Source organism: Agrococcus sp. DT81.2, assembly GCF_049844935.1.
Taxonomy (GTDB): domain Bacteria; phylum Actinomycetota; class Actinomycetes; order Actinomycetales; family Microbacteriaceae; genus Agrococcus.
In genome coordinates, this window is the sequence record NZ_JBNCLZ010000001.1 from 528481 (window position 1) to 554909 (window position 26429).

The 26429-nt window shown below is 74.0% G+C and carries 26 protein-coding genes; all 26 read right to left on the reverse strand.

Features of this window, described 5'->3' with window-relative positions:
- Window positions 1-17 precede the first annotated feature (17 nt).
- Entirely contained in the window at window positions 18-857 is an 840-nt protein-coding gene (hisG, locus tag ACLQ21_RS02530; RefSeq protein WP_425661129.1) for an ATP phosphoribosyltransferase, read from the reverse strand.
- Between the two features lie 36 nt (window positions 858-893).
- On the reverse strand, window positions 894-1157 hold the full coding sequence (locus ACLQ21_RS02535) for a phosphoribosyl-ATP diphosphatase (protein ID WP_425661131.1): 264 nt from the start codon (window positions 1155-1157) through the stop codon (window positions 894-896).
- Window positions 1154-1825, reverse strand: coding sequence for a ribulose-phosphate 3-epimerase (gene rpe / locus ACLQ21_RS02540; protein ID WP_425661133.1), 672 nt, complete (start codon window positions 1823-1825; stop codon window positions 1154-1156). The genes ACLQ21_RS02535 and rpe overlap by 4 nt, the downstream gene beginning before the upstream one ends.
- Before the next feature lie 286 nt (window positions 1826-2111).
- On the reverse strand, window positions 2112-3443 hold the full coding sequence (locus tag ACLQ21_RS02545) for an RsmB/NOP family class I SAM-dependent RNA methyltransferase (protein ID WP_425661135.1): 1332 nt from the start codon (window positions 3441-3443) through the stop codon (window positions 2112-2114).
- Window positions 3440-4378, reverse strand: coding sequence for a methionyl-tRNA formyltransferase (locus tag ACLQ21_RS02550; RefSeq protein ID WP_425661137.1), 939 nt, complete (start codon window positions 4376-4378; stop codon window positions 3440-3442). Before ACLQ21_RS02550 ends, ACLQ21_RS02545 begins: the two co-directional genes overlap by 4 nt.
- Before the next feature lie 46 nt (window positions 4379-4424).
- Window positions 4425-6365: a primosomal protein N' gene (locus ACLQ21_RS02555; protein WP_425661139.1), complete on the reverse strand. Its 1941-nt coding sequence runs from the start codon at window positions 6363-6365 to the stop codon at window positions 4425-4427.
- Between the two features lie 5 nt (window positions 6366-6370).
- Window positions 6371-7558 carry a methionine adenosyltransferase gene (gene metK, locus ACLQ21_RS02560; protein WP_425661141.1) on the reverse strand — a complete coding sequence of 396 codons (1188 nt, stop codon included), beginning with the start codon at window positions 7556-7558 and terminating at the stop codon, window positions 6371-6373.
- Window positions 7555-8790 (reverse strand): bifunctional phosphopantothenoylcysteine decarboxylase/phosphopantothenate--cysteine ligase CoaBC, encoded by a 1236-nt coding sequence (gene coaBC, locus ACLQ21_RS02565; protein WP_425661143.1) that lies wholly within the window; start codon window positions 8788-8790, stop codon window positions 7555-7557. The genes metK and coaBC overlap by 4 nt, the downstream gene beginning before the upstream one ends.
- Window positions 8790-9047 (reverse strand): DNA-directed RNA polymerase subunit omega, encoded by a 258-nt coding sequence (gene rpoZ / locus ACLQ21_RS02570; protein WP_425661415.1) that lies wholly within the window; start codon window positions 9045-9047, stop codon window positions 8790-8792. Before rpoZ ends, coaBC begins: the two co-directional genes overlap by 1 nt.
- A gap of 109 nt (window positions 9048-9156) precedes the next feature.
- Window positions 9157-9342, reverse strand: a complete 186-nt coding sequence (locus ACLQ21_RS02575; RefSeq protein ID WP_425661145.1) for a hypothetical protein — start codon at window positions 9340-9342, stop codon at window positions 9157-9159.
- 3 nt (window positions 9343-9345) lie between these two features.
- Window positions 9346-9537: a hypothetical protein gene (locus ACLQ21_RS02580; RefSeq protein ID WP_425661147.1), complete on the reverse strand. Its 192-nt coding sequence runs from the start codon at window positions 9535-9537 to the stop codon at window positions 9346-9348.
- A gap of 113 nt (window positions 9538-9650) precedes the next feature.
- The gene (locus ACLQ21_RS02585; protein ID WP_425661149.1) at window positions 9651-10403 is read right to left on the reverse strand and encodes a GAF and ANTAR domain-containing protein; all 753 of its coding nucleotides are present in this window, start codon (window positions 10401-10403) and stop codon (window positions 9651-9653) included.
- Between the two features lie 36 nt (window positions 10404-10439).
- Window positions 10440-11129 (reverse strand): GAF and ANTAR domain-containing protein, encoded by a 690-nt coding sequence (locus tag ACLQ21_RS02590; protein WP_425661150.1) that lies wholly within the window; start codon window positions 11127-11129, stop codon window positions 10440-10442.
- 103 nt (window positions 11130-11232) lie between these two features.
- Window positions 11233-12150 carry a guanylate kinase gene (gene gmk, locus ACLQ21_RS02595; protein WP_425661151.1) on the reverse strand — a complete coding sequence of 306 codons (918 nt, stop codon included), beginning with the start codon at window positions 12148-12150 and terminating at the stop codon, window positions 11233-11235.
- A gap of 10 nt (window positions 12151-12160) precedes the next feature.
- Window positions 12161-12991 (reverse strand): orotidine-5'-phosphate decarboxylase, encoded by an 831-nt coding sequence (gene pyrF, locus ACLQ21_RS02600; protein ID WP_425661153.1) that lies wholly within the window; start codon window positions 12989-12991, stop codon window positions 12161-12163.
- Entirely contained in the window at window positions 12988-16260 is a 3273-nt protein-coding gene (gene carB / locus ACLQ21_RS02605) for a carbamoyl-phosphate synthase large subunit (protein ID WP_425661155.1), read from the reverse strand. The genes pyrF and carB overlap by 4 nt, the downstream gene beginning before the upstream one ends.
- The gene (gene carA, locus ACLQ21_RS02610) at window positions 16261-17454 is read right to left on the reverse strand and encodes a glutamine-hydrolyzing carbamoyl-phosphate synthase small subunit (protein ID WP_425661157.1); all 1194 of its coding nucleotides are present in this window, start codon (window positions 17452-17454) and stop codon (window positions 16261-16263) included.
- Window positions 17451-17954, reverse strand: a complete 504-nt coding sequence (locus ACLQ21_RS02615) for a hypothetical protein (RefSeq protein WP_425661159.1) — start codon at window positions 17952-17954, stop codon at window positions 17451-17453. The genes carA and ACLQ21_RS02615 overlap by 4 nt, the downstream gene beginning before the upstream one ends.
- Window positions 17951-19255: a dihydroorotase gene (locus ACLQ21_RS02620; RefSeq protein ID WP_425661161.1), complete on the reverse strand. Its 1305-nt coding sequence runs from the start codon at window positions 19253-19255 to the stop codon at window positions 17951-17953. Before ACLQ21_RS02620 ends, ACLQ21_RS02615 begins: the two co-directional genes overlap by 4 nt.
- The gene (locus tag ACLQ21_RS02625; protein ID WP_425661163.1) at window positions 19252-20235 is read right to left on the reverse strand and encodes an aspartate carbamoyltransferase catalytic subunit; all 984 of its coding nucleotides are present in this window, start codon (window positions 20233-20235) and stop codon (window positions 19252-19254) included. Before ACLQ21_RS02625 ends, ACLQ21_RS02620 begins: the two co-directional genes overlap by 4 nt.
- Window positions 20232-20819, reverse strand: a complete 588-nt coding sequence (pyrR, locus tag ACLQ21_RS02630; protein ID WP_425661165.1) for a bifunctional pyr operon transcriptional regulator/uracil phosphoribosyltransferase PyrR — start codon at window positions 20817-20819, stop codon at window positions 20232-20234. The genes ACLQ21_RS02625 and pyrR overlap by 4 nt, the downstream gene beginning before the upstream one ends.
- 57 nt (window positions 20820-20876) lie before the next feature.
- Entirely contained in the window at window positions 20877-22112 is a 1236-nt protein-coding gene (locus tag ACLQ21_RS02635; protein WP_425661167.1) for an FAD-dependent oxidoreductase, read from the reverse strand.
- A 91-nt stretch (window positions 22113-22203) separates the two neighbouring features.
- Window positions 22204-24483, reverse strand: coding sequence for a cell wall-binding repeat-containing protein (locus ACLQ21_RS02640; protein WP_425661169.1), 2280 nt, complete (start codon window positions 24481-24483; stop codon window positions 22204-22206).
- 212 nt (window positions 24484-24695) lie between these two features.
- Entirely contained in the window at window positions 24696-25292 is a 597-nt protein-coding gene (locus tag ACLQ21_RS02645; protein ID WP_425661171.1) for a hypothetical protein, read from the reverse strand.
- A 116-nt stretch (window positions 25293-25408) separates the two neighbouring features.
- Window positions 25409-25828: a transcription antitermination factor NusB gene (nusB, locus tag ACLQ21_RS02650; protein WP_425661173.1), complete on the reverse strand. Its 420-nt coding sequence runs from the start codon at window positions 25826-25828 to the stop codon at window positions 25409-25411.
- A 1-nt stretch (window position 25829) separates the two neighbouring features.
- A complete protein-coding gene (gene efp / locus ACLQ21_RS02655) occupies window positions 25830-26390 on the reverse strand; it encodes an elongation factor P (RefSeq protein ID WP_425661175.1) in 561 nt (186 codons plus the stop codon).
- Between the last annotated feature and the right edge of the window lie 39 nt (window positions 26391-26429).

A 26429-nucleotide genomic window follows, 5' to 3' on the forward strand; every position in this document is an offset into this window, starting at 1 on the left:
TCAGATGCGCCCCATCATCAGATGCGCGCCGCGTGGATGCGCGAGACGATGATCGCCCGCGCGCCGACGTCCGCGAGCGCATCCATGATCTGGTTGGTCTCGTCACGGCGGACCATGACGCGCACGGCGGCCCAGCCCTGCTTCTGCAGCGGGCTCACGGTCGCGCTCTCGAAGCCGTGGGCGACCTCGATGGCCGCGTCGAGGTGCACGCGCTCGATGTCGTAGTCGACGAGCACGTAGTCGCGAGCGACCATGACGCCGTCGAGGCGGCGCTTGAGCGTCGCCATGCCCGCGGGGTTCGAGCCGTTCGAGATGAGCACCGCCTCGCTCGAGAGGATCGGGTCGCCGAACACCTCGAGGCCCTGGGCGCGCAGCGTGCCACCGGTCTCGACGACGTCGGCGACGGCATCCGCGACGCCGAGCCGCACGGCCGACTCGACCGCGCCGTCGAGGCGCACGAGCTCGGCGGTCACGCCGTGCTCGGCGAGGTGCTGCTCGACGAGCAGCGTGTAGCTCGAGGCGATGCGCACGCCCTGGAGGTCTGCCGCGCTCGAGAAGCGGCCGGCGGGGCCGGCGAAGCGGAACGTCGAGCGCGCGAAGCCCAGCCCCTCGACCTCGACGGCGTCGGAGCCGGAGTCGAGCAGCAGGTCGCGGCCGGTGATGCCGACGTCGAGCGCGCCGGAGCCGACGTACGTGGCGATGTCGCGGGGGCGGAGGAAGAAGAACTCCACCTCGTTGCGCGCGTCGACGACGATGAGCTCCTTGCCGTCGCGGCGGCCGCGGTAGCCGGCCTCGTCGAGCATCCAGGCGGCCGTCTCGGCCAGCGAGCCCTTGTTGGGCACAGCGATCTTCAGCATGGGGTCCTTCAAGTCTGACGAATGATGGGCGGCGCGTCAGAGATGTCGGTAGACGTCCTGGAGCGTGATGCCCTTCGCCAGCATGAGCACCTGCAGGTGGTACAGCAGCTGCGAGATCTCCATCGCGGCGTCCTCGTCGGACTCGTGCTCCGCCGCCATCCAGACCTCGGCGGCCTCCTCGACGATCTTCTTGCCGATCGCGTGCACGCCGGCGTCGACGGCCGCGACGGTCCCGGAGCCCTCACGGCGCTCGGCGAGGGTGCGCTCGAGCTCCGCGTACAGCTCGTCGAAGGTCTTCACCGCTCCAGGCTACCGGGCGAGAGCATGCCCGACTCGCGGAGCGCGACGATGCGGCCCGCAGGGTCCGGGTGGCCGTAGACGGCGGAGCCGGCGACGAACACGTCGGCGCCCGCGGCCGCGGCGATGGGCAGCGTGTCGTCGGTGATGCCGCCGTCGACCTGCAGCGCGAGCTCGATCCCGAGGTCGTCGGCGCGGCCGCGCAGCAGCCGCAGCTTCGGCATCATCTCGGGCATGAAGGCCTGGCCGCCGAAGCCGGGCTCGACCGTCATGACGAGCACCATGTCGAACTCCGGCAGGTGCTCGAGCACCTGCTCGACGGCCGTGCCGGGCTTGACGGCGATCGCGGCGCGCGTGCCGCGGGCGCGCAGCTCGCGCGCGATCGCGACGGCGTCGCGCGTCGCCTCGGCGTGGAAGGTGACGGACTCGACGCCGTCGATCGCGTACTGGTGCGCCCACGTGTCCGGGTCGTCGATCATGAGGTGCACGTCGAGCGGCAGCTCCGTCACCTCCGCGATGCGCTGCACCATCGGCAGGCCGAAGGTGAGGTTCGGGACGAAGTGCGCGTCCATGATGTCGACGTGCACGCCGTCGGCCGTCGCGATCTTCTCGAGGTCGCGCTCGAGGTTCACGAAGTCCGCCGACAGGATGCTGGGGTGGATCCTGACCATGCCTCCACCCTAGCCGCGGGGCGGATGCTCGCCCGTCGGGGCGGAAGGGGCCGGGAGGCCAGCACGAAGGCGGTCTCAAGGACGCCGTGACAGGCGGCCGTCGGTGGGTCCCTGACGGACCGGTACCGATCTGCAGGTGCGCGAGTCCAGCACCCGCAGATCCGTGCTGGGGATCGCGGGGCCGTTCGGGCTGCGGTACCGAATCGCGCGTGCGGCGCGCGCGGACCCGCAGATCGGTGCAGGTGCGGCCGGGGCTGGTGCGGGCCGGTCGGGCGCCGGTCGGGGGCTACGCCGTCGTCAGCAGCTGCATGAACATCGCGTCGGTGCCGTTGCGGTGCGGCCACAGCTGCACGGCGTCGCCCGTCTCCCCGAGCGCGATGCCGGGCGAGAGCTCGCGCACGACCGAGCGCGTGTCGACGGGCACGAGCCCGAGCGCTGCTGCGCGCTCGACGACCGCGCGGGTCTCTGCCAGGTGCGGAGAGCAGGTGACGTAGGCGACGAGCCCGCCGGGCGCGACGGCGCGCGATGCCGCCTCGAGCAGGTCGGCTTGCAGGGCCGCGAGCTCCGGCACGTCGGTCGGCTGCTTGCGCCAGCGAGCCTCGGGACGCCGGCGGAGCGCCCCGAGCCCCGTGCAGGGCGCGTCGAGCAGGACGCGGTCGAATGCGCCCGCCGTCTCGCCGCGGCCGTAGCGGCGCCCGTCGCCGACGACGACGTCGGGCCGTGGCCGGATGCCTCGCACGGCGTCGCGCACGAGTCGCGCCCGGTGCGGCAGCAGCTCGTTCGCCTCGAGCGACGCGCCGGCAGCGGCCGCCTCGGCGGCCATGAGCGCCGCCTTGCCGCCGGGCCCGGCGCAGAGGTCGAGCCACCGCTCCCCCGCCCGCACGGGTCGAGCGCGGGTGAGCGCGAGCGCCGCGAGCTGCGAGCCGGCGTCCTGCACGCGCCAGCTGCCATCCGCGACCTGCGGGAGCCGGGCCGGGTCGCCGGGCGGCGCGACGCGCCCGATGGGGCTCGCGGTCGGCGCGCCGTCGAGCGCGTCGGGATCGGCGATGCCGGGCAGCGCGACGAGCTGCACGGCGGGCGGGTCGTTGTCGGCCGCGAGCAGCGCGCCGAGCTCGTCGGCGGCCCCCTCACGGTCGAGCGAGCGCCGCAGCGCCCGCAGCACCCACGCTGGGTGCGCGGTCTCGAGCGCGAGCCGGTCGTCGTCCGTCATCGTGCCGGTGAGGCGCGCGAGTCGCTCTTCGGCGGGCACCTCCGAGAGCCGGCGCAGCACGGCGTTGGCGAAGCCCGCCCTGCCCTTGTGCTTGCCGAGCAGCGCGACCGTCTCGTGCACCGCCGCGTGCACGGGCGTGCGCATGCGGCTGAGCTGGTGCGAGCCGATGCGGAGCGTCGCGAGCGTGGTCGGGTCGATCTCGTCGATCGGCCTGCCTGCCGCATCGGCGATGAGCGCGTCATGCAGCCCCTGCCAGCGGAGCGTGCCGTATGCGAGCTCGGTCGCGAAGCCGGCGTCGGCGGGGCTGAGCCCGGCCTCGCGGATGCGCGCGGGCAGCAGCAAATTCGCGTACGCGTCGTCGCGGTCGACGGCGAGCACGACGTCGCGGGCGACCTCGCGGGCGCTCATGCCGCCGCTCCGGTCCGGAAGGCGGCCGCGCCGCCCCGGCCTCGCAGCCAGTCGGCACCCGCCATCGGGCGGCGGCCCGCCGGCTGCACCTCGAGCAGCTCGAGCGGCGCGCTCCCGGTGCCCACGATCGCGGTGCGGCCCGCGAGCCTGGCGTCGCCCGGCGGGAGGGGCTCGGCACCGGAGCGGGCGAGGGCGAGGAGCTTGATCCGCTCCCCGTCGCCCCGCTCGTCCAGGACCGTCGCGTGGGCGCCCGGCTCGGGCGTCACGCCGCGCCAGCGGCTCAGCACCGCGGGCGCGGTCGCGGCGAGGTCGATCGCGCCGTCGGCGAGCGTCAGCTTGGGCGCGAACGAGGGCGCGCTCGACTGCGGCTCGAACGTCGCGGTGCCAGCGGCGATCGCGTCGACGGCGGCGACGAGCTCGAGCGCGCCGAGCTCGGCCAGCTGCTCGAGCAGCGCGCCGGCCGTCGCCCCCTCGGGCACCGGCGCCTCGCGCATCCTCACGATCGGGCCGGCATCGAGCTCCGGGACGAGCCGGAACACGCTGACGCCGGTGACGCCGCGGCCGTCGATCAGGGCGCGCTGCACGGGCGCGGCGCCGCGGTAGTCGGGCAGCAGCGAGAAGTGCAGGTTGATCCAGCCGTGCGGCGGCGCCGACAGCAGCGGCTCGCGCACGAGGCCCCCGTAGGCGACGACGACGGCCAGCTCTGGCTCGAGCGCGGTGATCGCGGCGGTGGCGTCGGCGTCGAGCCGGTTCGCCTCGATGACCGGGATGCCGAGCGCTGCGGCGGCATCCGCGACAGGCGTCGGCGTCAGCACGCGCTTGCGGCCCTGGGGTGACGCGGTGCGCGTCACCACCGCGAGCACCTCGTGGGTGCGCGCGAGCGCCTCGAGGCTCGGGACGGCGGCGGCCGGGCTGCCGGCGAAGACGATGCGCATGGTTCCTCTCGGGGGCGGTGCCCGTGTCGGGCGGAGCTCGTGGCGGTCAGAGCCCGTCGAAGGGCTCGGGATCATCCAACCGGATGCGGAGCCGTGCGGGGGCGCCGGGGCGCCGGGGACGCGCGGCGGCGGTGAGCACGCGGGCGCGCGCGATGCCCGCGACGCGGGCGCCGTCGGCGTACGCGAAGCGCACGATCGCGCGCTCCGCCTCCTCGCCCGGCCGGGTGTCGGCGACGGGCACGGGACCGAGCACGTCGAGGTGGTCGAGGCCGTCGAGCGCCTCGAGCGCGTCGGCGACCGCGTCGGGCGTGCCGACGACGGATGCGGTGCGCACGGCTGGCGGGAACCGCAGCTGTCGGCGCTCGGCGAGCTCGCCCTTCGCGAACGGCACGGTCGTGTCGCCGGTGAGCGCGGCCGCCGCGGGACCGACGACGCCGGCGAGCACGACGGGCGCGCCCTCAGCGGCGAGCGCGCGCGCCGACGCCCACTGCCGCACCGCCTCCTCGGCGATCCGCAGTCCCTCGTGCGCGAGCAGCGAATCGCCGTCGAGCAGCAGCACGGCGCCGTACCCGCCGTCGGCGACCGGCTCGGCGCCGCGCGTGGCGACGACGATCCGCGGCCGGGCGTCGATCGCGAGCCGCTCGTGCTCGCCATCGGCGACGACGACCGGCACGCCGGGGAACGCGCGGCCGAGCTCCTCGGCGATGCGCGTCGAGCCGCGGCCGACGCCCACGAGCTTCGCGCCGTGGCACGAGGGGCACCGCCAGCCCGCGGCGAGCCGCCCGCACAGCCGGCACGCGGGCGCGGCGGTGCGGGAGCGCACGCCGAGCGGGCCGCCGCACGTGCTGCAGCGCGCGCGGCTGCCGCAGTCGGCGCAGCGCAGCCCCGGTGCGTGGCCCGGCCGCCCCACCTGCACGAGCACGGGCTTCGACGCGATCCCTTCCCGGGCGGCGGCGAACGCGGCGGCGGGCACGCGCCTGCCGTCGTCGGCGAGCGCGGCGGGCAGCACCCGCACGCGGTGCGCGCCGAGCCGCTCGTGCTCGAGGTGGCCGAGCTCGACGAGCCGCTCGGCGTCGGTCGAGCGGGCATGCCCGGCGATGACGAGCGCGCAGCCGGACTGGCCCTGCCGCACGAGCGCGGCGTCGCGCGCGTGCACCCAGGGCGACAGCGGCTCAGCGAGCAGCGGGTCGCCGTCCTCCCAGACGGCGAGCAGCCCGAGCCTCGCGGCGGGCGCGTACACCGCCGAGCGCGGCCCGATGATCGCGATCGGCTCGCCGTCGAGGCAGCGGAGGAAGCCGCGGTACCGGTCGGGGTTCTTCTGGCGCGCATCGAGCTCGACGACGCGCTCGACGCCGACGGCGGCCTCGAGCGCGAGCCGCAGCTGGCGCTGCTCGCGATGGTCGGGGACGACGAGGATCGCCTGCTCGCCGCGCTCGAGGGCCTGCCGGGCGAGTGCCGCGAGCGCGATCGCCCAGCGCCCGACCCACGCCGTGCCCTCGGCGGCCTCGACCGCCGCGACGCCGCCGGCGCACTCGAGGGCGATGCGTCGGCGCGCCTCGACGAGCCCGGGCAGCGGGGTCTCCGCCGCCGGTTCGGGCAACGGCGGCAGCGCCGCGGCCTCCTGCGCGAGCCACGCCTTCTCGACGCGCGCCTGCCGGCCGGGGATCGCGACCCGCAGCACGTCGGCCGCGCCGCCGGCAGCGCGGTCGGCGACGGCGCGAGCGAGCGCCCACACCTCCGGCTGCAGCACCGGCACGGGCGAGAGCACCTTCTCGACGTCGGCGACCTCGCCCTCCCAGGCACGCGCATCCGCCACCTCGACGACGTAGCCGGCGGTCATCCGGTCACCGCGCAGCGGCACGCGCACGCGCACGCCGGGGGCGACACCCTCGAGGCCCGGCGGCACGCGGTACTCGAACAGCCGGTCGAGCTGCGGCAGCCGCGAGTCGACCACGACGCGGGCGAACCGGGCAGCCTCGGCCGCCACGCCGGTCAGAGCCCCGCGGCGGCGCGCAGGTCGTCGACGCGGTCGAGCCGCTCCCAGGTGAAGTCGGGCAGCTCGCGGCCGAAGTGGCCGTAGGCGGCGGTCTGCCGGTACTTGGGCTTGCGCAGGTCGAGGTCGCGCACGATCGCGCCGGGACGCAGGTCGAAGACCTGCTGGATCGCGGCCTGGATCGTCGCGTCGTCGACGGTGCCGGTGCCGAACGTCTCGACGTAGAGGCCGACCGGCTGCGCCATGCCGATCGCGTACGCGGCCTGCACCTCGAGGCGCGACGCGAGGCCCGCGGCGACCGCGTTCTTCGCCACCCACCGCAACGCGTACGCGGCTGAGCGGTCGACCTTCGACGGGTCCTTGCCGCTGAACGCGCCGCCGCCGTGCCGGGCGGCGCCGCCGTAGGTGTCGACGATGATCTTGCGGCCGGTGAGGCCGGCGTCGCCCTTCGGCCCGCCGGTGAGGAACGATCCGGAGGGGTTGACGATCGCGCGCATGCCGCTCGCGTCGAGGCCGAGCTGCCCGACGACCGGGTCGATGACGTGCTCGATGACGGCGGCCCGGATGTCGGCGTCGGTCACACCGGGGGCGTGCTGCGTGGAGACGAGGACGGTGTCGACGCTGACCGGGCGGAAGCCGTCGTAGCCGATCGTCACCTGCGTCTTGCCGTCGGGGCGCAGCCACGGGATCGCGCCGCTGCGGCGCACGGCGGCGAGCCGCTCGGCGAGCCGGTGCGCAGCCCACGCGGTCGCCGGCATGAACGTGGGGGTCTCGTCGGTCGCGAAGCCGAACATGATGCCCTGGTCGCCGGCGCCGTCGCGGTCGAGCGGGTCGACGGAGCCGTCGCGCGCCTCGACGGCCGTGTCGACGCCGGTGGCGATCTCGGGCGACTGCTCGCCGATCGAGACGGTCACGCCGCACGAGTTGCCGTCGAACGACACCTCGCTCGAGTCGTAGCCGATGTCGACGATGACCTTGCGCGCCACGGATGCGATGTCGACGTAGCCGGTCGTGCGAACCTCGCCCGCGACGTGCACGAGCCCCGTGGTGACGAGCGTCTCGACGGCGACGCGCGCCTCGGTGTCCTGCGTCAGCATGGCGTCGAGCACCGCGTCGGAGATCTGATCGGAGATCTTGTCGGGGTGGCCCTCGGTCACGGACTCGGACGTGAACAGGCGCAGGGTCACTGGCGCTCCTGGGATGCGGTGAGGCTGGATGCGGTGGATGCGGGTCGAGCGGCGAGGCGCTGCGCGACGGCATCGATGATGGCGCGGGCCACTGACGCCTTGCTGCCGGCGGCGTCGGCGACGACACCGGAGCCGTCGAGCACGCGCACGCGCGTGTCGACGTGGCCGAATCCCTCGTCGTGGCCGACGCGGTTGACGACCAGCAGGTCGGCGCCCTTGCGCGCGAGCTTGTCGCGGCCGCGCTGCAGCAGCGCGGCGTCGTCGGCCTCGGTCTCGGCCGCGAAGCCGACGACGAGACCGGAGCGCGGACGCCGCGACAGCTCGGCGAGGATGTCGGGGTTGAGCGCGAGGGTGAGCGTCGGCGTCTCGCCCCACGCCTCCTTCGTGCGCTTCGCGTCGGAGACGCCGTCGACGCGGTAGTCGGCGACCGCGGCCGCCATCACGACGACATCCGCGTCCCCGAGTTCGAGCATCCGCTCGCGCAGCTGCGCGGTCGTCTCGACCTCGACCGTGGTGACGCCGTGGGGCGCGGGCACGTGCAGGTTGGCGCCGACGAGCGTGACGGTCGCGCCGGCGTCGCGCGCGGCGGAGGCGAGTGCGACGCCCATGGCCCCGCTCGACCGGTTGCCGAGGAACCGCACGGGATCGATGGGCTCGCGCGTGCCGCCGGCGGAGACGACGACCGAGCGGCCCGCGAGCGAGCCGGCGCCCGCGACGCGCGCGAGCGCCGCGGCGACGACCTCGGTCGGCTCGGCCATGCGGCCGAGCCCGGTGTCGCCGCCTGTGAGCGAGCCCTCGACGGGCCCCACCACGGTGGCGCCGCGCTCGACGAGCGTGCGCACGTTCGCCTGCACGGCCGGCTGCTCCCACATCTCGGTGTGCATCGCGGGCGCGAGCACGAGCGGTGCCCGGGAGGCGAGCACGGTGGTGCCGAGCAGGTCGTCGGCGAGCCCGGTCGCGAGCTTCGCGAGCGTGTTCGCGGTCGCGGGGAGCACCACGATGAGGTCGGCCGACTGGCCGAGCGCGACGTGGCGCACGGCCGCGACGTCGTCGAAGACCTCGTCGGTGACGGGATTGCGGCTCAGCGCCTCGAGCGTCGGGCGCCCGATGAAGCGGAGTGCGGATGCGGTCGGCACGACGTGCACGTCGTGACCGGCCTGCACGAGCTCGCGGATCGCGAGGGCTGCCTTGTATGCGGCGATACCGCCGGAGATCCCGACGACGACGCGCATCAGGCCTCGGCGGCCTCGTCGTGGGTGAGGACGAGCTTGTCCGCGTGGATCTCGTGCAGTGCGACCGAGAGCGGCTTGTCCTCGATCGTGGCGTCGACGAGCGGGCCGACGTTGTCGAACATCGAGCCCTCGTGGATGTCGGTGTAGTAGTCGTTGATCTGGCGCGCGCGCTTCGACGCGAAGATGACCAGCTGGTACTTCGAGTCGACCTTGTCGAGCAGCTCGTCGATCGGGGGGTTGATGATGCCCTTGGCCATGGGTGCCTCCTGCAGGTGGTGGCTGAGCGCGGGATCGCGCTCGGCGAAGCTCATGCGCCGGTGGGCGCAAGAGACCACTCTACCGCGCGCGGGCGGCCGACGGATCGACTTACGTGGTGGGCTGCGCGGGAGCGGCCGCTGGCTGCGTCGACTCGATGCGCGCGGCGGGCCGCAGGGCGGCGCGGCCCTTCCTCACGCCCCTTGCCGCCACCCAGGTCAGCAGCAGCAGCGCCTGCACGACCAGCAGCGCCGCGAAGAAGACGGCGAGGAAGCGGAGCTCGATCTCGAGGTCCACTGCTCAGCCCTCCCCGAGCGGGATGGCCATCCGCTGGGCTCCCCCACGCCCGAGCGCTGCGAGGTACGCCCGCTCGTCGAGCAGCCTGCCCTTGCCCTCGAGCCAAGTGCGCTCGGCCCACGCCGGCCCGCGATCGCGCTGCGGTCGTCGCACGTCGTCGCGCTGCCGATCCGTCGTGCTGATGGTCGTCTCCATTGCCGCCTCTTCCGCATCGAGCCGGCTCTGCGCCGGCGACGCGTGCTCCGAGGTCTGGAGAGCACCCTTGCTTGTACCCCGATCCTTCACGAGAACCGAGGGGCGGTCAAGGGCTAGTTCGGCGGTTCGGCCGTGATGCGCCGCGAGGCGCGCTCGATCCGGATGGTGCGGTCGATGACGCCCTGGGCGACGGCATGCAGGTTCAGGTTGTTGCTGCGGGCGTGATCGCGGAGCATCTGGAACGCCCGGTCCATGTCGATGTCGTGGAGCGCGGCGAGCACCCCCTTCGCCTGCTCGATGAGCACCCGGCTGTCGAGGGCGCGCTGCAGCTGCTCGGCGACGATGGCGCTCTCGCGCAGGACTCGCTCTTGCAGGATGCCGATCGACGCGACGTCCGCGAGCGCGCGGGCGATCCGGGCGTCCTCGGCGAGGAGGTCGCCCGCGCTCGTGCTGAAGAGCCCCATGGCGCCGATCACCTCGGAGCGCACCCGCAGCGGCACGGCGTAGCTGGCGTGATAGCCCTCGGCCAGCGCTGCATCGCGGAACTCGGCCCACTCCGGCCGCGTCTCCGTGATGTCCGGGACGGAGACCGCCTCGCCTGTCGCGTGCGACTCGATGCACGGACCCTCGCCGGCGTTGAGCTGCATCACCTCGACGAATCCGGCTCCCTCGCTCGTCGACGCGACGAGCTCGAGCTCGCCCTGCGGATTGGCGAGCAGGAGACCGCCCGCCTCGGCATCCGTCAGACCGATGCACTCGCCCATGAGGGTGTGGAGGAGCTCGATGACGTCGTACTCCGAGGTCAGCGTCTCGGCGAGCGTGACGAAGGCCGCATTCAGGCGGACCTCCCGCGAGGACTCAGTCATGCGCGCTTCCCCTTCGAACCCTGCTGTTGCACATCGTCAACCGCCTGCCGCTGGATCATCGAGCGTCAGCCTTCTCGCCACCACATCCTGCGCTACCGATTCTAGCGACGCGCCGGTCGCGAACGCATGGGCGCGCAGCCGGGCGAACGCCTCGGTGGCGGTCACGTCGAGCTGCACGAGCACCATGCCGGTCGCCTGGTGCACCACGCGTCGCAGCTCGGGCGACCACGCGCCCTGCTGCGGCTGATCCTCGGTAGCGGCCAGCGCGGCGAGGCGGACTGCCGTGCTGGCGGCGACCGCTGCGAGCGAGCGTGCTTTGGCCCGGTCACTCGGGCTGAGGTCTCCCGCCGAGGACCGGTAGAGGTCGACGACGCCGACCACGACGGCGCCGAGGGTGAGCGGGTAGGCGAACATCGCGCCGACCTCGAGCTCGCTCGCCGTGGCGCAGAAGACGGGCCACGACGACCGGCGCTCGCGCACGTCCGGCACGAGCACGGGCTCGCCGCTGTGGAGTGCCTCCCAGTGCGGCCCCTCCCCGAGCTCGAACTGCAGCTGCTCGAGCCGGGCCGCGAGCGCGTCGCTCGCACCGAGCGTCGACTGACTGGCGCCCGCCAGCACCGAGATCGATGCCCCGTGCACCGGCAGCAGCTCGATGAACGGCGACAGGAGGTCGCGCGCGACGGCCGGCACCGGCGCAGTGCTCTCCGAGGCGGCCTCGTCGATCATCCGCAGTCCTCTGTCATGACCGAAGCTGCGTCACGCGCTCGTCGCGCCACGCTCGACGGCACGGTCGATCTCGGGCCGATCCTACCTTCGCGGCCTGCCCTGCTCAACGGTCCGCGGCGGCTCGCGCAGCCGGAGGAGCGCCCTCGTCGGCCTCTGCTGCGAGGATGCGCTCGACCACCTGCCGCGCCGCCTGCGCGACGTCGGCGTTGACGATCGTGGCGTCGAACTCCGGTTGGCTCGCGAGCTCGACCTTGGCGGTCTCCAGCCGGCGCTCGCGCTCCGACGCGGTCTCGGTGCCTCTGCCCACGAGTCTGCGCACGAGCTCGTCCCACGACGGCGGTGCGAGGAACAGCAGCACCGCATCCGGGAACGACTCGCGCACCTGCCGCGCGCCCTGCAGGTCGATCTCGAGCAGCACGGAGCTGCCGGCGTCGAGCGCCGCCTGCACGCTCGAGCGGGGCGTGCCGTAGCGCGATTGATTGTGCACCGTCGCCCACTCGAGGAACTCGCCCTCGTCGACCATGCGGTCGAAGTCGGCGTCGGAGACGAACGCGTAGTGCACGCCGTCGATCTCGCCCGGGCGGGCGGCGCGCGTCGTGGCGCTGACCGACTGGCGGATCTGCGGGAAGTGCTCGCGCACGTACTGCGCGACCGTGCCCTTGCCGACCGCCGTGGGACCGGCGAGCACGATAAGCCGGGGGCGACGCGAGGGATCCACGTCGTCCAGCCAACCGCGAACGCGCTCCCGCTGCAAATCGCCCAGCCCGCCGAGCCGCTTGCCCGCCGCGATGCCGAGCGAGGCCATGAGCCGCTCGACGCGCGCGGGGCCGAGGCCGCGCAGGCTCCCGGCGAACTCGACGAAGCGCAGGCGCGCCTCCGGGCTGCCCGGCTCCTGCCACGCGCGCTCCGCGACGTCGCGAGGGCCTCGCTGCCCCGCGCGCAGCGCGCGCTTGACGGCGGCTCGGGCGCGCCGCGCCTCGACGGCGGCGCGGCCGGCGGCCGCGGGGTCGGGCGTCGTCACGGGTCAGCGCTCACCGCGCGGCGGCCAGCTCGGCGACGGCCGCGTCGATCGCCGCGGCGACCCCGTCCGGACCCGGCTGCAGGATGCTGCGGGACGCGCTCGCGAGCACGAGCCGATCCTCCGGGAAGAGGCTGCGCAGGTCCGCGAGGCGGGCACCCTGCGCGCCGAACCCGGGAGCGAGCACGGGCGTCGACGCATCCCTTGACAGCCCGGGTGCGGCGAGGCCGAACGCGGCCCGGTCGACGGTCGCGCCGATCACGAGCCCGTGACCCGCACCGGTCACCGCGTTCCGCTCGGCGACCGCGGCCGCGACCGCGGCGGCGATCGTGCGGCCGTCCGGCACCCGCGCGAGCTGCACGGCTGCCGCCTCGGGGTTCGAGGTCGCGGCGAGCACGAACAGTCCCTTGCCCGCTCGCTCCGCGGCCTCGAAGAGCGGGTCGAGCGCCCCGACGCCGAGGTAGGGGCTGACGGTGAGCGCGTCGGCCTCGAGCGGCGAGCCGGGAGCCAGCCACGCGGCGGCGTACCCGAGGTTCGTCGAGCCGATGTCGCCCCGCTTGGCATCGGCGATGACGACGAGGCCAGCCGCGCGCGCGTCGGCGAGCACCCGCTCGAGCGCGGCCACGCCCGCGGAGCCGAGCGCCTCGAAGAGCGCGACCTGCGGCTTCACGACCGCGACCCTGCCCGCGGCCGCAGCCACGACGTCGCGGCCGAGCCGCTCCGCCTGTGCCGCGGCCGAGCCGCGCGCTCCCCACGCCTCGAGCAGCGACGGGTGCGGGTCGATGCCGACGCACAGCGGGCCGTGCGCGGCGACGGATGCGGTGAGTCGCACCAGGAAGGTCACGCGGACCGCCGCGCGTGGTACTCCTGCAGGCTCGTCACCTCGTACGCCTCGCGCGACGCCTCGATCGCCGCGACGGCCGCGCCGAGCTGCGCGACGGTCGTGAAGAGCGCCTTGTCGGCCGCGATGGTGGCCGCGCGGATCTCGTAGCCGTCGGCGCGGGCGATACCGCCGGTCGGGGTGTTGATGATGATGTCGATCTCACCCGCATCGATGAGGTCGACGATCGAGGGCTCCACCCCCGCATCCGAGTGCTTGCGCACCGTCTCGACGCGGATGCCGTTGCGCGCGAGCACCTCGGCCGTGCCGACCGTCGCGACGATGTGGAAGCCGAGCTGCTGCAGCCGGTGCAGCGGGAGCACCGCCTGCCGCTTGTCGCGGTCGGAGAGCGAGACGAAGACGGTGCCGGAGGTCGGCAGGCCGCCGTAGGCGGCGGACTGGCTCTTCGCGAACGCGGTCGGGAAGTCGCGGTCGATGCCCATGACCTCGCCCGTCGAGCGCATCTCCGGCCCGAGCAGCGAGTCGACGACGCGGCCGTCTGCGGTGCGGAAGCGGCGGAACGGCAGCACGGCCTCCTTCACCGCGACCGGCGCGTCGATCGGGAGGATCGTGCCGTCCTGCTCCGGCAGCATGCCCTCGGCACGCAGCTCGGCGATGGTGGCGCCGGCGAGCACCCTGGCGTTGGCCTTCGCGATCGGCGTGCCGAGCGCCTTGGCCGCGAAGGGCACCGTGCGGCTCGCGCGCGGGTTGGCCTCGATGACCTGCAGCACCCCGGCCGCGTACGCGAACTGCACGTTGATCGGCCCGCGCACGCCGAGTCCCTGCGCGATGCGCAGGGTGGCGTCGCGGATCTCGAGCAGCTGCGCGCGGCCGAGGCCGACGGGCGGCATCGTGCACGACGAGTCGCCGGAGTGGATGCCGGCCTCCTCGATGTGCTCGAGGATGCCGCCGACGTACAGCTCCTCCCCGTCGTAGATGGCGTCGACGTCGATCTCGACCGCGTCGTCCAGGAAGTGGTCGACGAGCAGCGGCCGGTCGGGCCCGACGATGCCGTGCGAGGCGATGCGGTCGAAGTAGCCGTGCAGGCTCGGGGTGTCGTAGATGATCTCCATGCCGCGGCCGCCGAGCACGAACGAGGGCCGCACGAGCACGGGGTAGCCGATGGCCTCGGCGATCTCGACCGCCTGGTCCTCGGTCGTCGCCGTGCCGTTGCGGGGCGCGACGAGCCCGGCGTCGTCGAGGATGCGCTGGAACAGGCCGCGCTCCTCGGCCGCGTCGATCGCGTCGGGCGTCGTGCCGAGGATCGGCACGCCGGCGGCCTCGAGGCCGCGGGCGAGGCCGAGCGGCGTCTGGCCGCCGAGCTGCACGATCACGCCGACGAGCTCGCCGGCTGCGCGCTCGGCGTGCACGATCTCGAGCACGTCCTCGAGCGTGAGCGGCTCGAAGTAGAGCCGGTCGCTCGTGTCGTAGTCGGTCGAGACCGTCTCCGGGTTGCAGTTGACCATGATCGTCTCGAAGCCGGCGTCGGCGAGCGCGAAGGACGCGTGCACGCACGAGTAGTCGAACTCGATGCCCTGGCCGATGCGGTTCGGGCCGGAGCCGAGGATGATCACCTTGCGGCGGTCGGAGGGCTCGACCTCGGTCTCGAGGTCGTAGCTCGAGTAGTGGTACGGCGTGACGGCGGGGAACTCCCCCGCGCACGTGTCGACGGTCTTGAAGACGGGGCGGAGGCCCATGGCCCAGCGCGCCTCGCGCGCCTCGGCCTCCGTCGTGCCGCGCAGCTGCGCGATCTGGGCGTCGGAGAAGCCGTGCTCCTTCGCGAGCCGCAGCAGCGGCTCGTCGAGGTCACCGGCACGGACCTCGTCGGCGACCTCGTTGATGAGCACCATCTGGTCGAGGAACCACGGATCGATGCCGGTCGCCTCGTGCGCCTGCTCGACCGTCGCGCCCGCTCGCAGCGCCTGCTGCAGCGTCACGATGCGGCCGTCGGTCGGCACGCTCGCCACCTCGAGCAGCGCAGCGGCGTCACCCGGCTCGCCCTCCCAGTGGAACGAGGAGCCGCGCTTCTCGAGCGAGCGGAGCGCCTTCTGCAGCGCCTGCGTGTACGTGCGGCCCATCGCCATGGCCTCGCCGACCGACTTCATGGTCGTCGTGAGCGTCGCATCCGCTGCCGGGAACTTCTCGAAGTTGAAGCGCGGCACCTTCACGACGACGTAGTCGAGCGCGGGCTCGAACGACGCGGGCGTGACCCTCGTGATGTCGTTGGGGATCTCGTCGAGCCGGTAGCCGAGCGCGAGCTTCGCGGCGATCTTGGCGATCGGGAAGCCCGTCGCCTTCGACGCGAGCGCCGAGGAGCGGGAGACGCGCGGGTTCATCTCGATGACGATGATGCGGCCCGAGACCGGGTCCACCGCGAACTGGACGTTGCAGCCGCCGGTGTCGACGCCGACGTCGCGGATGACCCGGATGCCGATGTCGCGGAGCCGCTGGTACTCGCGGTCCGTGAGCGTGAGTGCGGGCGCGACGGTGATCGAGTCGCCCGTGTGCACGCCGACCGCGTCGACGTTCTCGATGGAGCACACGACGACCGTGTTGTCGGCCGAGTCGCGCATGAGCTCGAGCTCGTACTCCTTCCACCCGAGGATCGACTCCTCGAGCAGCACCTCGGTGGTCGGCGACTGGTGGAGGCCGTCGCCCACCATCCGGATCAGCTGCGCGCGATCGTAGGCGAAGCCGGAGCCCAGGCCGCCCATCGTGAACGAGGGGCGGATGACGAGCGGGTAGCCGAGGTCCTCGGCGAACTCGATCGCCTCCTCGACGGTGTGCGCGATGTGGCTGCGGGCCACGTCGGCGCCGGCGGCGAGGACGAGCTGCTTGAACAGCTGGCGGTCCTCGGCCTTGTGGATGGCGTCGAAGGAGGCACCGATGAGCTCGACGCCGTGCCGCTCGAGGATGCCCTGCTCGTGCAGCGCGATGGCCGCGTTGAGCGCCGTCTGGCCGCCGAGGGTCGGCAGGATCGCGTCCGGGCGCTCCTTCATGATGATCGTCTCGATCACCTCGGGGGTGATCGGCTCGATGTAGGTCGCGTCGGCGAAGTCGGGATCGGTCATGATCGTCGCCGGGTTCGAGTTGACGAGGATGACGCGCACGCCCTCCTCGCGGAGCACGCGGCACGCCTGGGTGCCGGAGTAGTCGAACTCGGCGGCCTGGCCGATGACGATCGGCCCGGAGCCGATGACGAGGACGGAGCGGATGTCGTCGCGCTTGGGCATTCAGGCGTCCTTCTGCGTGTCGGTGCTGTCGGTGCCGAGGGCGGCGCGGTGCTGCAGCACCAGTTCCTTGAAGCGGGCGAAGAGGTGGCGGGCGTCGTTGGGGCCCGCCGCGGCCTCGGGGTGGTACTGGACGCTGAACGCTGGGATGTCGAGCGCGCGCAGCCCTTCGACGACCTGGTCGTTGAGCGAGTAGTGGCTCACCTCCACGCGGCCGAAGCCCGCGGGGCTCGCGAGCTCCTCGTGCAGCGGCGCGTCGACGGCGAAGCCGTGGTTCTGGCTCGTGATCTCGACGCGGCCGGTGGCGGTGTCGAGCACCGGCTGGTTGATGCCGCGGTGGCCGAACGGCAGCTTGTAGGTGCCGAAGCCCAGGGCGCGGCCGAGCAGCTGGTTGCCGAAGCAGATGCCGAAGAACGGCAGGTCCTCGCGCAGCAGCCCCTGCAGCAGCACGACTTGGCTCTCGCTCGCGGCGGGGTCGCCGGGCCCGTTCGAGTAGAACGCGGCGATCGGCCGATGCGCGAGCACCTCGTCGAGCGTCGCGTCCTGCGGGAGCACGACGAGGTCGAAGCCCTCCTCCTGCAGGTAGCGCAGCGTCGACGCCTTGACGCCGAGGTCCAGCACGGCGAGCGTGCCGAGCGGCTCGCCGATGGCGGGCAGCGTGTACGCCTCGGGCGTGGAGACGACCTCCGCGAGGCTGCGGCCGGCCATCTGCGGGCTCTCGCGCACGGCGGCGAGCATCGACTCGTCGTCGACGAGCGCGTCGCCCGAGAACACGCCGGCGCGCATCGCGCCGGCGTCGCGGAGCCGGCGCGTGATGGCGCGGGTGTCGACGCCGGCGATGCCGACCACGCCGTCCTGCTGGAGCTGCGCGTCGAGGGTGCCGTCGGCGCGCCAGTTCGAGACGACGCGGCTCGCCGCGCGCACGACGTAGCCGGCGGGCCACGCGCGACGCGACTCGGCGTCCTCGTCGTTTACGCCGGTGTTGCCGATGTGCGGCGAGGTCTGCACGACGATCTGGCCGGCGTACGAGGGGTCGGTGAGCGTCTCCTGGTAGCCGGTCATGCCGGTCGCGAAGACGGCCTCGCCGAGGGCTCTGCCTGCGGCGCCGTAGGCGGTGCCGCGGTAGATCGTGCCGTCCTCGAGGACGAGTGCGGCGTCCTGCGCCTGTCGAAGGGCCGCGGGAGCGGGGGTGGTCATGAGGTGGTTCCTTCCCCTGTGGATTGCGTTCGGGTGCGGACGAGGCCGCGGAGCGCGTCGAACGCCTCGCGGTCGTCGCCGATGATGCGGAGGCAGGTGTCGACGTCGGCGCCGAGCGAGTGCGAGATGACGATCATCCCGCCCGGCTCGACGACGCGGTCGATGGTCCAGGTGGCGCGCTCGACCGATCGGATGCGCTCGGCCGGGATGCGCACCTCGGTGCGGTCGGCGACGAGCTGCACGCCGTCCGGGTCGATCGCGACCCGCGTGCGGCCGCGGAAGCCGAGGCCGTGGGCGAAGACGCGGTCGTACCGGTCGCCGGCGCGCGTGGTCGCGACGTAGAGGGCGTCGACGACGAGCGTCGGCATCGCGTCGGTCCACGGCTGCGGCGGCTCGATGTCGCGCTGGCGCCGCCGGCGCGCGAGCACGCCGGCCACGGCGAGCAGGACGACCAGCGCCACGAGCGCGGCGCACAGGATCGCGAACAGCTCCTTCGTCATCGGCCGGCCTCCTCGCCGATCCACTGCACGCGCCCGTCGGCGACGGTGCGCCGGCCGCCGTGCCAGACGTGCAGCACGCGGCCCGGCAGCTCGATGCCGAGGAACGGCGAGTTGGTCGACCGGCCGTGCAGGCGCGAGACGTCGACGGCGCTGCGAGCGGCCGGGTCGACGAGCACGACGTGCGCGGGCGAGCCGGGCTCGAGCGGGGCGTCGTAGCCGGGCTCGCTGCCGATCGCCGCGGGGGCGGTCGACATGACGCGCGCCACGCCGGCCCAGTCGAGCAGGCCCGTCTCGACCATCGCCTGCTGCACCACGCTGAGCGCCGTCTCGAGCCCGACCATGCCGAACGCGGCATCCGCGAACGCCGTCTGCTTCGCCTCCGGCGCGTGCGGCGCGTGGTCGGTCGCGACGATGTCGATCGTGCCGTCGGCGAGCGCCTCGCGGAGCGCCTGCACGTCGCGGTCGGCGCGCAGCGGCGGGTTGACCTTGAAGCGGCCGTCGTAGGAGCGCACGAGCTCCTCGGTGAGCAGCAGGTGGTGGGGCGTGACCTCGGCGGTGAGCGCGATGCCGCGCGCCTTCGCCGCGCGCACGACCTCGACGGTCTCGAGCGTCGACACGTGGCAGACGTGCAGCCGGGCACCCGTGAGCTCGGCGAGCATCGCGTCGCGGGCGACGATCGACGCCTCGGCGACCGACGGCCAGCCCGTGAGGCCGAGCTCGGCGGCCAGCGGGCTCTCGTGCATGACGGAGCCCCGCGTGAGGTGCGGGTCCTGCGCGTGCTGCGCCACGACGGCGCCGAGCGACTCGGCGTGCTCGAGGGCGCGGCGCATGAGCTCGGCGTCGGCGACGCACTTGCCGTCGTCGCTGAAGACGCGCACGCGCGCGGCGCTGCCGGCGAGCATCGTCATGTCGGCGAGCCGCTCCCCCGCGAGGCCCACGGTGACGGCGCCGATGGGACGCACGGTCGCGAGCCCCGCCTCGAGGCCGAGGCGGTGCACCTGCTCGACCACCGCAGGCGTGTCGGCAACGGGGTTGGTGTTCGCCATCGCGAACACGCACGTGTAGCCGCCCGCCGCCGCGGCGCGCACGCCGCTCGCGACCGTCTCGGCCTGCTCGCCGCCGGGCTGCCGCAAGTGCGTGTGCAGGTCGACGAGGCCGGGCAGCGCGACGAGGCCGGTCGCGTCGATCGTCTCGACCGAGTCGCGGTCGGCGCTCGCCGGGTCGACGAGCACGCCGCCGTCGATGGCGAGGTCGCGCGGCTCGCCGCCGAGCACCGAGGCGTTCTTCAGCAGCGTCGTCATCGGGCAGCTCCACTGTCGAGAGATCGGTCGGAGGCAGAGGATCGGTGGTCGGAAGCGAGGAGCGAGTAGAGCACGGCCATCCGCACCGAGACGCCCGCGGTCACCTGCGCGAGCACGGTCGATGCGTCGCCGTCGGCCGCGCGGCTCGAGAGCTCGAGACCGCGGTTCATCGGGCCGGGGTGCATGATCGCCGCATCGCCAAGGCGAGCGAGCCGCTCGTCGGTGAGCGACCAGCCGGTGATGTACTCCCCGACGCTCGGGGCGACCTTGCCGGCCTGCCGCTCGAGCTGCACGCGCAGCAGCATGAGCGCATCCGGCCGCTCGGCGATGACCGCGTCGAGGCTCGTCTCGGCGCGCAGGCCCAGCCGCGAGCCGTCGGCGGCGGGCGTGGGCAGGAACGCGGCCGGGCCGACGAGCGTCACCTCGGCGCCGAGCGCCGGCAGCAGCAGCGCGTTCGAGCGGGCGACGCGCGAGTGGGCGATGTCGCCGACGATCGCGACCCGCACGCCGTCGAGCGCCTTGCCTCGAGCGGCGTCGCCGTGGATGCGGCGGCGGAGCGCGAACGCGTCGAGCAGGGCTTGCGTCGGGTGCTCGTGGGTGCCGTCGCCGGCGTTGATGACCGGCCGGCCGATCCAGTCGGCGAGCAGCGCGGGTGCTCCGGAGGCGCCCGACCGCACCACGACGCCGTCGACGCCCATCGCGGCGATCGTGAGGCCCGTGTCGCGCAGCGACTCGCCCTTCGACGCGCTCGACCCCTTGCCCGAGACGTTGATGACGTCGGCGGAGAGCCACTTGCCGGCGATCTCGAACGACGAGCGCGTGCGGGTGGAGTCCTCGAAGAACAGGTTGACGACCGTGCGACCGCGCAGCGCCGGGAGCTTCTTCAGCTCGCGATCCTGGATCTGGTGCATGTCCTCTGCGAGGTCGAGCAGCGCGATGGCCTCGTCGCGGGGCATGGCCGCCGTGAGCAGGTGCCTCACGCGATGCCCGCCGACGGCTCGTCGGACGCGCTCAGCTCGTCCGCGCGTGACTCGATCGTCACGGCGTCGCGGCCGTCGACCTCCTCGAGCAGGATCGAGACGTGCTCGGTGCGCGCGCTCGGCAGGTTCTTGCCCACCGAGTCGGCTCGGATCGGCAGCTCGCGGTGGCCGCGGTCGACGAGCACCGCGAGCCGCACGGCGCGCGGGCGGCCGAGGTCGGCGAGCGCGTCGAGGGCGGCGCGGATCGTGCGGCCCGAGTAGAGCACGTCGTCGACGAGCACGACGACGCGGTCGTCGACGCCGTCGGCGGGGATGCGCGTGGGGTGGGTCGCGCGGGTGGGCCTGCCGCGCAGGTCGTCGCGATGCATGGTCACGTCGAGCGTGCCGACCCGGGCCGAGAAGTCGATGCCGGTGATGCCGGTGAGCCGGTCGGCGAGCCGCTGCGCGAGGTGGGCGCCGCGAGTCGGGATGCCCAGCAGCACGAGGTCGTCGGGTCCCTGGTTCGCCTCGAGGATCTCGTGGGCGATGCGCGTGAGGGCCCTGGCGATCTCGTCGGGGCCGAGCACGGTGCGCGGTGCAGTCACGGGGACTCCCTTCTCCGCCTCACAGGACGGGCTTCAAGGTTGTCTGATGACTCCACCCTACCGCGTCCGGGTGCGCCGCCCGGGCTTCGGCCGGGCATCCGCGACATGCTCGGGCCGCAGGCCGAGCCCGATGAAGCGCCCCATCGCGTGCCGCAGCGCCGGCAGGCGCTGGACGACCCGGAGCGGCAGCGGCACGGGCACGACGCTGCCCGGCTCCGCGACCCGCACGAGGACGGTCTCGAGCCGCCGCTGCAGCGCTTGCGTCACCATGGCGGCCGGCTCGCGGCGCCGTTGGATGCGGCGCAGCAGTGCCTCGGTGGGCCGTGCGCTCGCGAGCCGGGGCGCGAGCGCGTTGGCGGCGGCCACCGCGTCCTGGATCGCGAGGTTGATGCCGACGCCGCCGGCCGGCGACATCGCGTGCGCCGCGTCGCCGATCGCGAGCAGGCCGTCGCGGTGCCAGCGCTCAAGCCGATCGATCCGTACGCGCAGGACGCGCACGTCGTCGGAGCGCAGGCGCTCGACCCGCTCGGCGAAGCGGGGCTCGAGGGCCGACACGCGCCGGCGCAGCGCCGCAAAGGACGCGTCGTCGCCCGTCCACGCGCCGCGACGGACGATGTGGGCGGCCTGGAAGAAGTCGCCGCGGTCGATCGACAGCAGCGCCCCGTCGCCGATCTGCATGAAGGGCACCTGCTCCCCCGCCGCGCGCGGCAGCCGGAACCAGAGCACGTCGATCGCGCTCGGCCGGCCGACGGGCTCGAGCCCGGCGTCCGCGCGCAGCGCCGAGTCGCGGCCGTCGGCCAGCACGGTGAGGCGGGCGCGGATCTCGACGGGGCCGTCAGGGCCTTCGGCGCGGACGCCAGAGATCCTCGCACCCTCGCGCAGCAGCGCCGTGCCGGCCGTGCGCATCCGCACCTCGAAGCCCGGCAGCTCTCGACCCGCGTCGGCGAGCAGGTCGAGGAAGTCCCACTGCGGCATGAACGCGATCGCCTTGCGCACCGTCGGCAGGCGCGTGAAGTCGGCGACCACGAGCCGCTCGCCCGAGAAGCGCATCGACACCTGCGGCATCTCGGCGTGCGGCAGCGCGAGGAAGCGCTCGAGGAGCCCGACCTCGTGCAGCACCTGCTGCGTCGACGGGTGGATGGTGTCACCGCGGAAGTCGCGCAGGAAGTCGCCGTGCTGCTCGAGCACGACGACGCGCACCCCGCGGCGGGCGAGCAGCAGGCCGAGCATGAGGCCTGCCGGGCCGCCGCCGACGATGACGCAGTCGGTGTCGAGGCGCTCGTGATCGCTCATGCGATCAGCGTGCGCGCACTTCGGGCGAAGCGCCAGAGGTCGGCCCGGGTGCCGGGTGGATCTGAGGATCCGCACCGCATTCGAGGCCGGGCTACTCGCAGAGCTCGTAGCGCTGCACGCCGTCGCGGAGCGTCGGCAGCCCGCCCACGAGCACCACGGGCGGCCGCCCGAGCCGCGCGTGCTCGGACTGCACGACTGGCGCGAGGCATCCGGCGCGCGTCAGGTACAGCGGTGCGGGCCTGGCGCCGGCGACCGCGCTGACGGCGAGGGCGTCGGGGAACTGCTCCCCGCTCGCCACGTAGAGCGCGGGAGGTGCGGTCGCGAACGCCTGGTTGAGGCGCGCCGCCGTGTCGAACCGGTCGACGCCGGCGACGCGATCGAGCCCGCGTCCCGCCCCGAGGGCGGCCGCGACGGACTGGGAGACGGATGGCGTGCCGCCGACGATCGTGACCTGCACGGTGCCGAGCGCCGTGAGTGCGGCGAGCGTCGTCGCGGGCTGCGCGGAGGAGGCGCCGTCGACGAGCAGCACCGGCGCGCCGCGCAGCGCCGCGACCGGCCCGGCGGCGAGCGCGTCGGGGAAGCCGCGGCCGGTGGCGACGTAGCTCGACGACGCGCCGTCGGGGAACGCGTGCTGGGCGATCAGCGCGCTCGTCTCGTAGCGGTCGGCGCCGGCGAGCCGCTCGACCGGGGCGATCGCGGCGAGCTCCGCCTCGACGGCCGCCGACACCGAGGGCGTGCCGCCCGCGAGCACGATCGACCCGGGTCGCAGGCGCTGGAGCTCGGTGCGCACCGAGGCGGGCAGCGCGTCGCGACCTGTCAGCAGCAGCGGTGCGCGCCGGTGGGCGGCGGCGGCGCCGGCGCTCAGCGCATCCGCGAATCCCTCCCCGCTCGCGACGTAGGCCGCCGCTGCGCCGCTCGGGTAGCCGTGCCTGGAGATCGCCGCGGCGGTGGCGTAGCGGTCAGCGCCGGCGAGCCGCGTCGGCGGCGCCATCACGGTCGACGCCTGCGTCATGATCGTGGCCCCGCTGATCCACAGCGCGGTGGGGAGGTCGACGTAGCTGCAGCGGTTGATGCCGAGGTCGTAGCCCGACGCGCTGATCACCCCGAGCGCCTGGACACCGCCGTCGGCGCGCTGCCGGTACGCGGGTCCGCCGCTGTCCCCGGGCAGGCACACGTAGGTGCTGCTCGACGACATCGCTCGGTAGACAGAGCACGACCAGAAGCCGAAGTCGTAGCAGCCCGCCGGCTCCGAGGTGCGGCTGCCGTACTGCTCGCCCTGTCGCGTGCCGGAGAAGCCGACGCGGTCGCCGCTGCCGGCACTGCCGATGCCCTGCACGGGCACCTCCCGGGTGCCCGTGCAGCGGGAGCCGAGCCACATCGTGGGCGCCGCGGAGGCGGTCCGCACGGCCATCGAGTCGACCGCCCAGCCCGTGGTGAGCAGGTTGTGCTCGACGCGACCGATGGTGGCGCCGCTGCCGGCGCTGCCGCACAGCGACGCCTGGAAGCCGTTCACGACGGAGGCGCCGTTGGTGCCATCCGGCGAGGTGCAGTGGCCGGCGCTCATGAGCGCGCGGCCGCCGTCGGCCATGCGGATGGCGAACCCGGTGGTGCAGGCTGCGCCGCCCACCTGCACGGCGACACCGCCGCCCAGACCGTCGCGGTCGTCGAGCCGGGTGGCGGGCGCGTCGCGCACGTCGGCGACCAGCTCGACCGGCAAGCCGGGCGCGAGACCGAGCGCGTCGCCGAGCGAGGGAGCCGCGGCGACGGCGTCGGCGCCCGAGGCGGCCGTCGGCAGCGGTGCGCGCCGAGCGGGCATCGCTGCCGGGCTCGCGGCCTCCACGCCGATGCGGAGGGTCGCGCGCGCGTGGTCGATCGCGACCGACACGAGCGCGTCAGCGGCGGTGCCCGTGGCGGCGAGCGCGCGGTCGAGGCCGTCGCACAGCGCGCGCAGGCCGACGCCGGCCGACCCCGCCACGTGGACGTCGCTCTCGGACACGAGCGCGCGCTGGTGCGCCGGCAGCGAGCCGATGGCGGCCGCGGCGGCGGCAGCAGCCGCGCCCGGCACGGCCTCGAGCACGTCGAGTCCAGTCGCGCGCCCAGCGTCGTCGAGCCGCGGCTCCGCAGCCGCCAGCCCGTCGGGATCGGCGAGGAGCAGGACGTGCCGCAGCGTGCGCAGCGCGGCGTCTCGCGCATCCGCAGCTGCGCCGGATCCGTCGCCCACGATCGGCACGATCGCCGAGCGCACGAGGCAGGTGACGATCGCGTCGGCAGCAGCGGGCGGCGCGGCTGCCGCGGGTGCCACTGACGGCGAGAGCAGTCCGGCCACCAGGGCCGTCATGGCGCCGAGGGCCGCCATCGCACGCACCAGCATCGGCATCCCCTCGTCGCGATCGACCCCGATCCTATAGTGAGGGATGCTCGAGCGCGAGCGCCCGTGCTGGCAGCTACGAGCGGGAGGCCGCGATCCTGCCGAGGACGCCGTCGATCGAGACGCAGTCGGTGTCGATCTGATCCACGATGCCGGCGTGCTCGTCCGCCGGCGGCCGCACCGGGGCCAGTCCGACCCGGGGTGCACCCCTCGGGCTAGTGCGGCGTCGCCAGCAGCGTCCAGACGCTGAATGCTGCGAGCACGAGGTAGAACGCGAAGGGCGGGATGTCCCGGGTGCCCACGAACAGCGCGGTGAACGCGGCCGCCGCGATGAGCAGCAGCACGCCGATCCACGTCTCGTGGCTCAGCGCCGCCGCGCCCAGCAGCGCGAGGCCGAGGAGCGTGAGCCACACGTATCCCAGCCACGACCCGGCGGGCAGCTCTCCCCGCGCGAACTCGGCGATCCGACGCCCGCGACGGGCGCAGGTCACGCCCCACAGCACCGCGCCGACGAGCATCGCCGCTCCGGCGACGGAGGCGAGCACCCGCGCCGGCTCGGTCCAGCCTGCGGCGACCGTGAGCACGCCGAGCGCCGCGATCACAGGACCGGCGGCGTAGAGCCATTGCGAGCGCCGCCACGCACGGGCGTCCGCCTCCAGCACGGCGAGACGCTCCTCGGGTGCGCGGAGCATGAACACGCGAGGCACGCCGTAGGCCGCGCCCGCGAAGAACACGAGCGAGCCGGCGAGCACGGACCACCCGCCGGCGGTCATGAGCACCGCATCCGTCACGCTGCCAGGGTCCTCGCCCATGAGCGTCGACGCGACCCCCTCGCGGGAGCGAGAGCGCCGACTGCGGGTGGTCGCTGTCGCTCAGTCGGGAGCAAGCGCCTGATCGCGAGCGAGGCTCGGACCGGCCGCTGCGGCGCCTACGAGCGGGAGGCCGCGATCTTGCCGAGGACGCCGTTGATGAAGGTGCCGGAGCGCTCGGTCGAGAGCTCGTTCGCGAGGTGGACGGCCTCCGACACGATCACGCTCACCGGCGCCGTCTCGTGCTCGAGCTCCCACACCCCGACGCGCAGGATCGCGAGGTCCGTGCGGGGCATGCGGTCGATCGGCCAGTTCGCGCTCGACGAGGCGATGAGCTCGTCGATGCCGTCGAGCTCGTCGGCGACGCCCGCCACGATCTCGCGGGCGAACGGGAACCAGCCGTGCGTGCTCCACGACAGCCGGTCGGCGGTGTCGCGCAGCACCGTCTCGGGTGCCTCGTCGCGCGCCTGCGCCGAGTAGAGCACCTCGACGGCGTGCTTGCGCGCCTTCCGCCGGGAGGGGTAGGTCTCGTCGGCCACGTCAGTTGACGCGACCGAGGTAGCTGCCGTCGCGCGTGTCGACCTTGACCCGGGTGCCCTGCTCGACGAACAGCGGCACCTGGATCTCGGCGCCCGTCTCGACGGTCGCGGTCTTCGTGCCGGCGCTCGAGCGGTCGCCCTGCAGGCCCGGCTCGGTGTAGGTGATCTCGAGCACGACGGATGCGGGCAGCTCGACCTGGAGTGCCTCGCCCTCGTGCATGGAGATGGTCGCGGTGCCGTTCTCGAGCAGGAACCGGGCGCTGTCGCCGACGATGTCGGCGGGGATCGGCAGCTGCTCGTACGTGTCGTTGTCCATGAACACGAAGTCGGTGCCGTCGTTGTAGAGGAACTGGTAGTCGCGGCGGTCGACGGTCGCGAACTCCACCTTCGTGCCGGCGTTGAAGGTCTTGTCGACGACCTTCTGGCTGCGCGCGTTGCGCAGCTTCGTGCGCACGAACGCGCCGCCCTTGCCGGGCTTGACGTGCTGGAACTCGATGACGCTCCAGAGCTGGCCGTCGAGGTTGAGCACCGCGCCGTTCTTGATGTCGTTCGTGGTTGCCATGCCGTGTGTTCCGTTCCGTGGGCCTCGAGGGCCCTGCGC

Coding starts and splice junctions, on each gene's coding strand:
- ACLQ21_RS02645 (WP_425661171.1), bottom strand. CDS start 25,292: ATGGGCGAGGACCCTGGCAGCGTGACGGATGCGGTGCTCATGACCGCC.
- rpoZ (WP_425661415.1), bottom strand. CDS start 9,047: ATGGCCAAGGGCATCATCAACCCCCCGATCGACGAGCTGCTCGACAAG.
- ACLQ21_RS02580 (WP_425661147.1), bottom strand. CDS start 9,537: ATGGAGACGACCATCAGCACGACGGATCGGCAGCGCGACGACGTGCGA.
- ACLQ21_RS02550 (WP_425661137.1), bottom strand. CDS start 4,378: ATGCGCATCGTCTTCGCCGGCAGCCCGGCCGCCGCCGTCCCGAGCCTC.
- ACLQ21_RS02620 (WP_425661161.1), bottom strand. CDS start 19,255: ATGACGACGCTGCTGAAGAACGCCTCGGTGCTCGGCGGCGAGCCGCGC.
- ACLQ21_RS02640 (WP_425661169.1), bottom strand. CDS start 24,483: ATGCTGGTGCGTGCGATGGCGGCCCTCGGCGCCATGACGGCCCTGGTG.
- carA (WP_425661157.1), bottom strand. CDS start 17,454: ATGACCACCCCCGCTCCCGCGGCCCTTCGACAGGCGCAGGACGCCGCA.
- ACLQ21_RS02590 (WP_425661150.1), bottom strand. CDS start 11,129: ATGATCGACGAGGCCGCCTCGGAGAGCACTGCGCCGGTGCCGGCCGTC.
- rpe (WP_425661133.1), bottom strand. CDS start 1,825: ATGGTCAGGATCCACCCCAGCATCCTGTCGGCGGACTTCGTGAACCTC.
- hisG (WP_425661129.1), bottom strand. CDS start 857: ATGCTGAAGATCGCTGTGCCCAACAAGGGCTCGCTGGCCGAGACGGCC.
- carB (WP_425661155.1), bottom strand. CDS start 16,260: ATGCCCAAGCGCGACGACATCCGCTCCGTCCTCGTCATCGGCTCCGGG.
- ACLQ21_RS02635 (WP_425661167.1), bottom strand. CDS start 22,112: ATGAGCGATCACGAGCGCCTCGACACCGACTGCGTCATCGTCGGCGGC.
- ACLQ21_RS02615 (WP_425661159.1), bottom strand. CDS start 17,954: ATGACGAAGGAGCTGTTCGCGATCCTGTGCGCCGCGCTCGTGGCGCTG.
- coaBC (WP_425661143.1), bottom strand. CDS start 8,790: ATGCGCGTCGTCGTCGGGATCTCCGGCGGTATCGCCGCATACAAGGCA.
- efp (WP_425661175.1), bottom strand. CDS start 26,390: ATGGCAACCACGAACGACATCAAGAACGGCGCGGTGCTCAACCTCGAC.
- ACLQ21_RS02545 (WP_425661135.1), bottom strand. CDS start 3,443: ATGAGCGCCCGCGAGGTCGCCCGCGACGTCGTGCTCGCCGTCGACCGC.
- ACLQ21_RS02585 (WP_425661149.1), bottom strand. CDS start 10,403: ATGACTGAGTCCTCGCGGGAGGTCCGCCTGAATGCGGCCTTCGTCACG.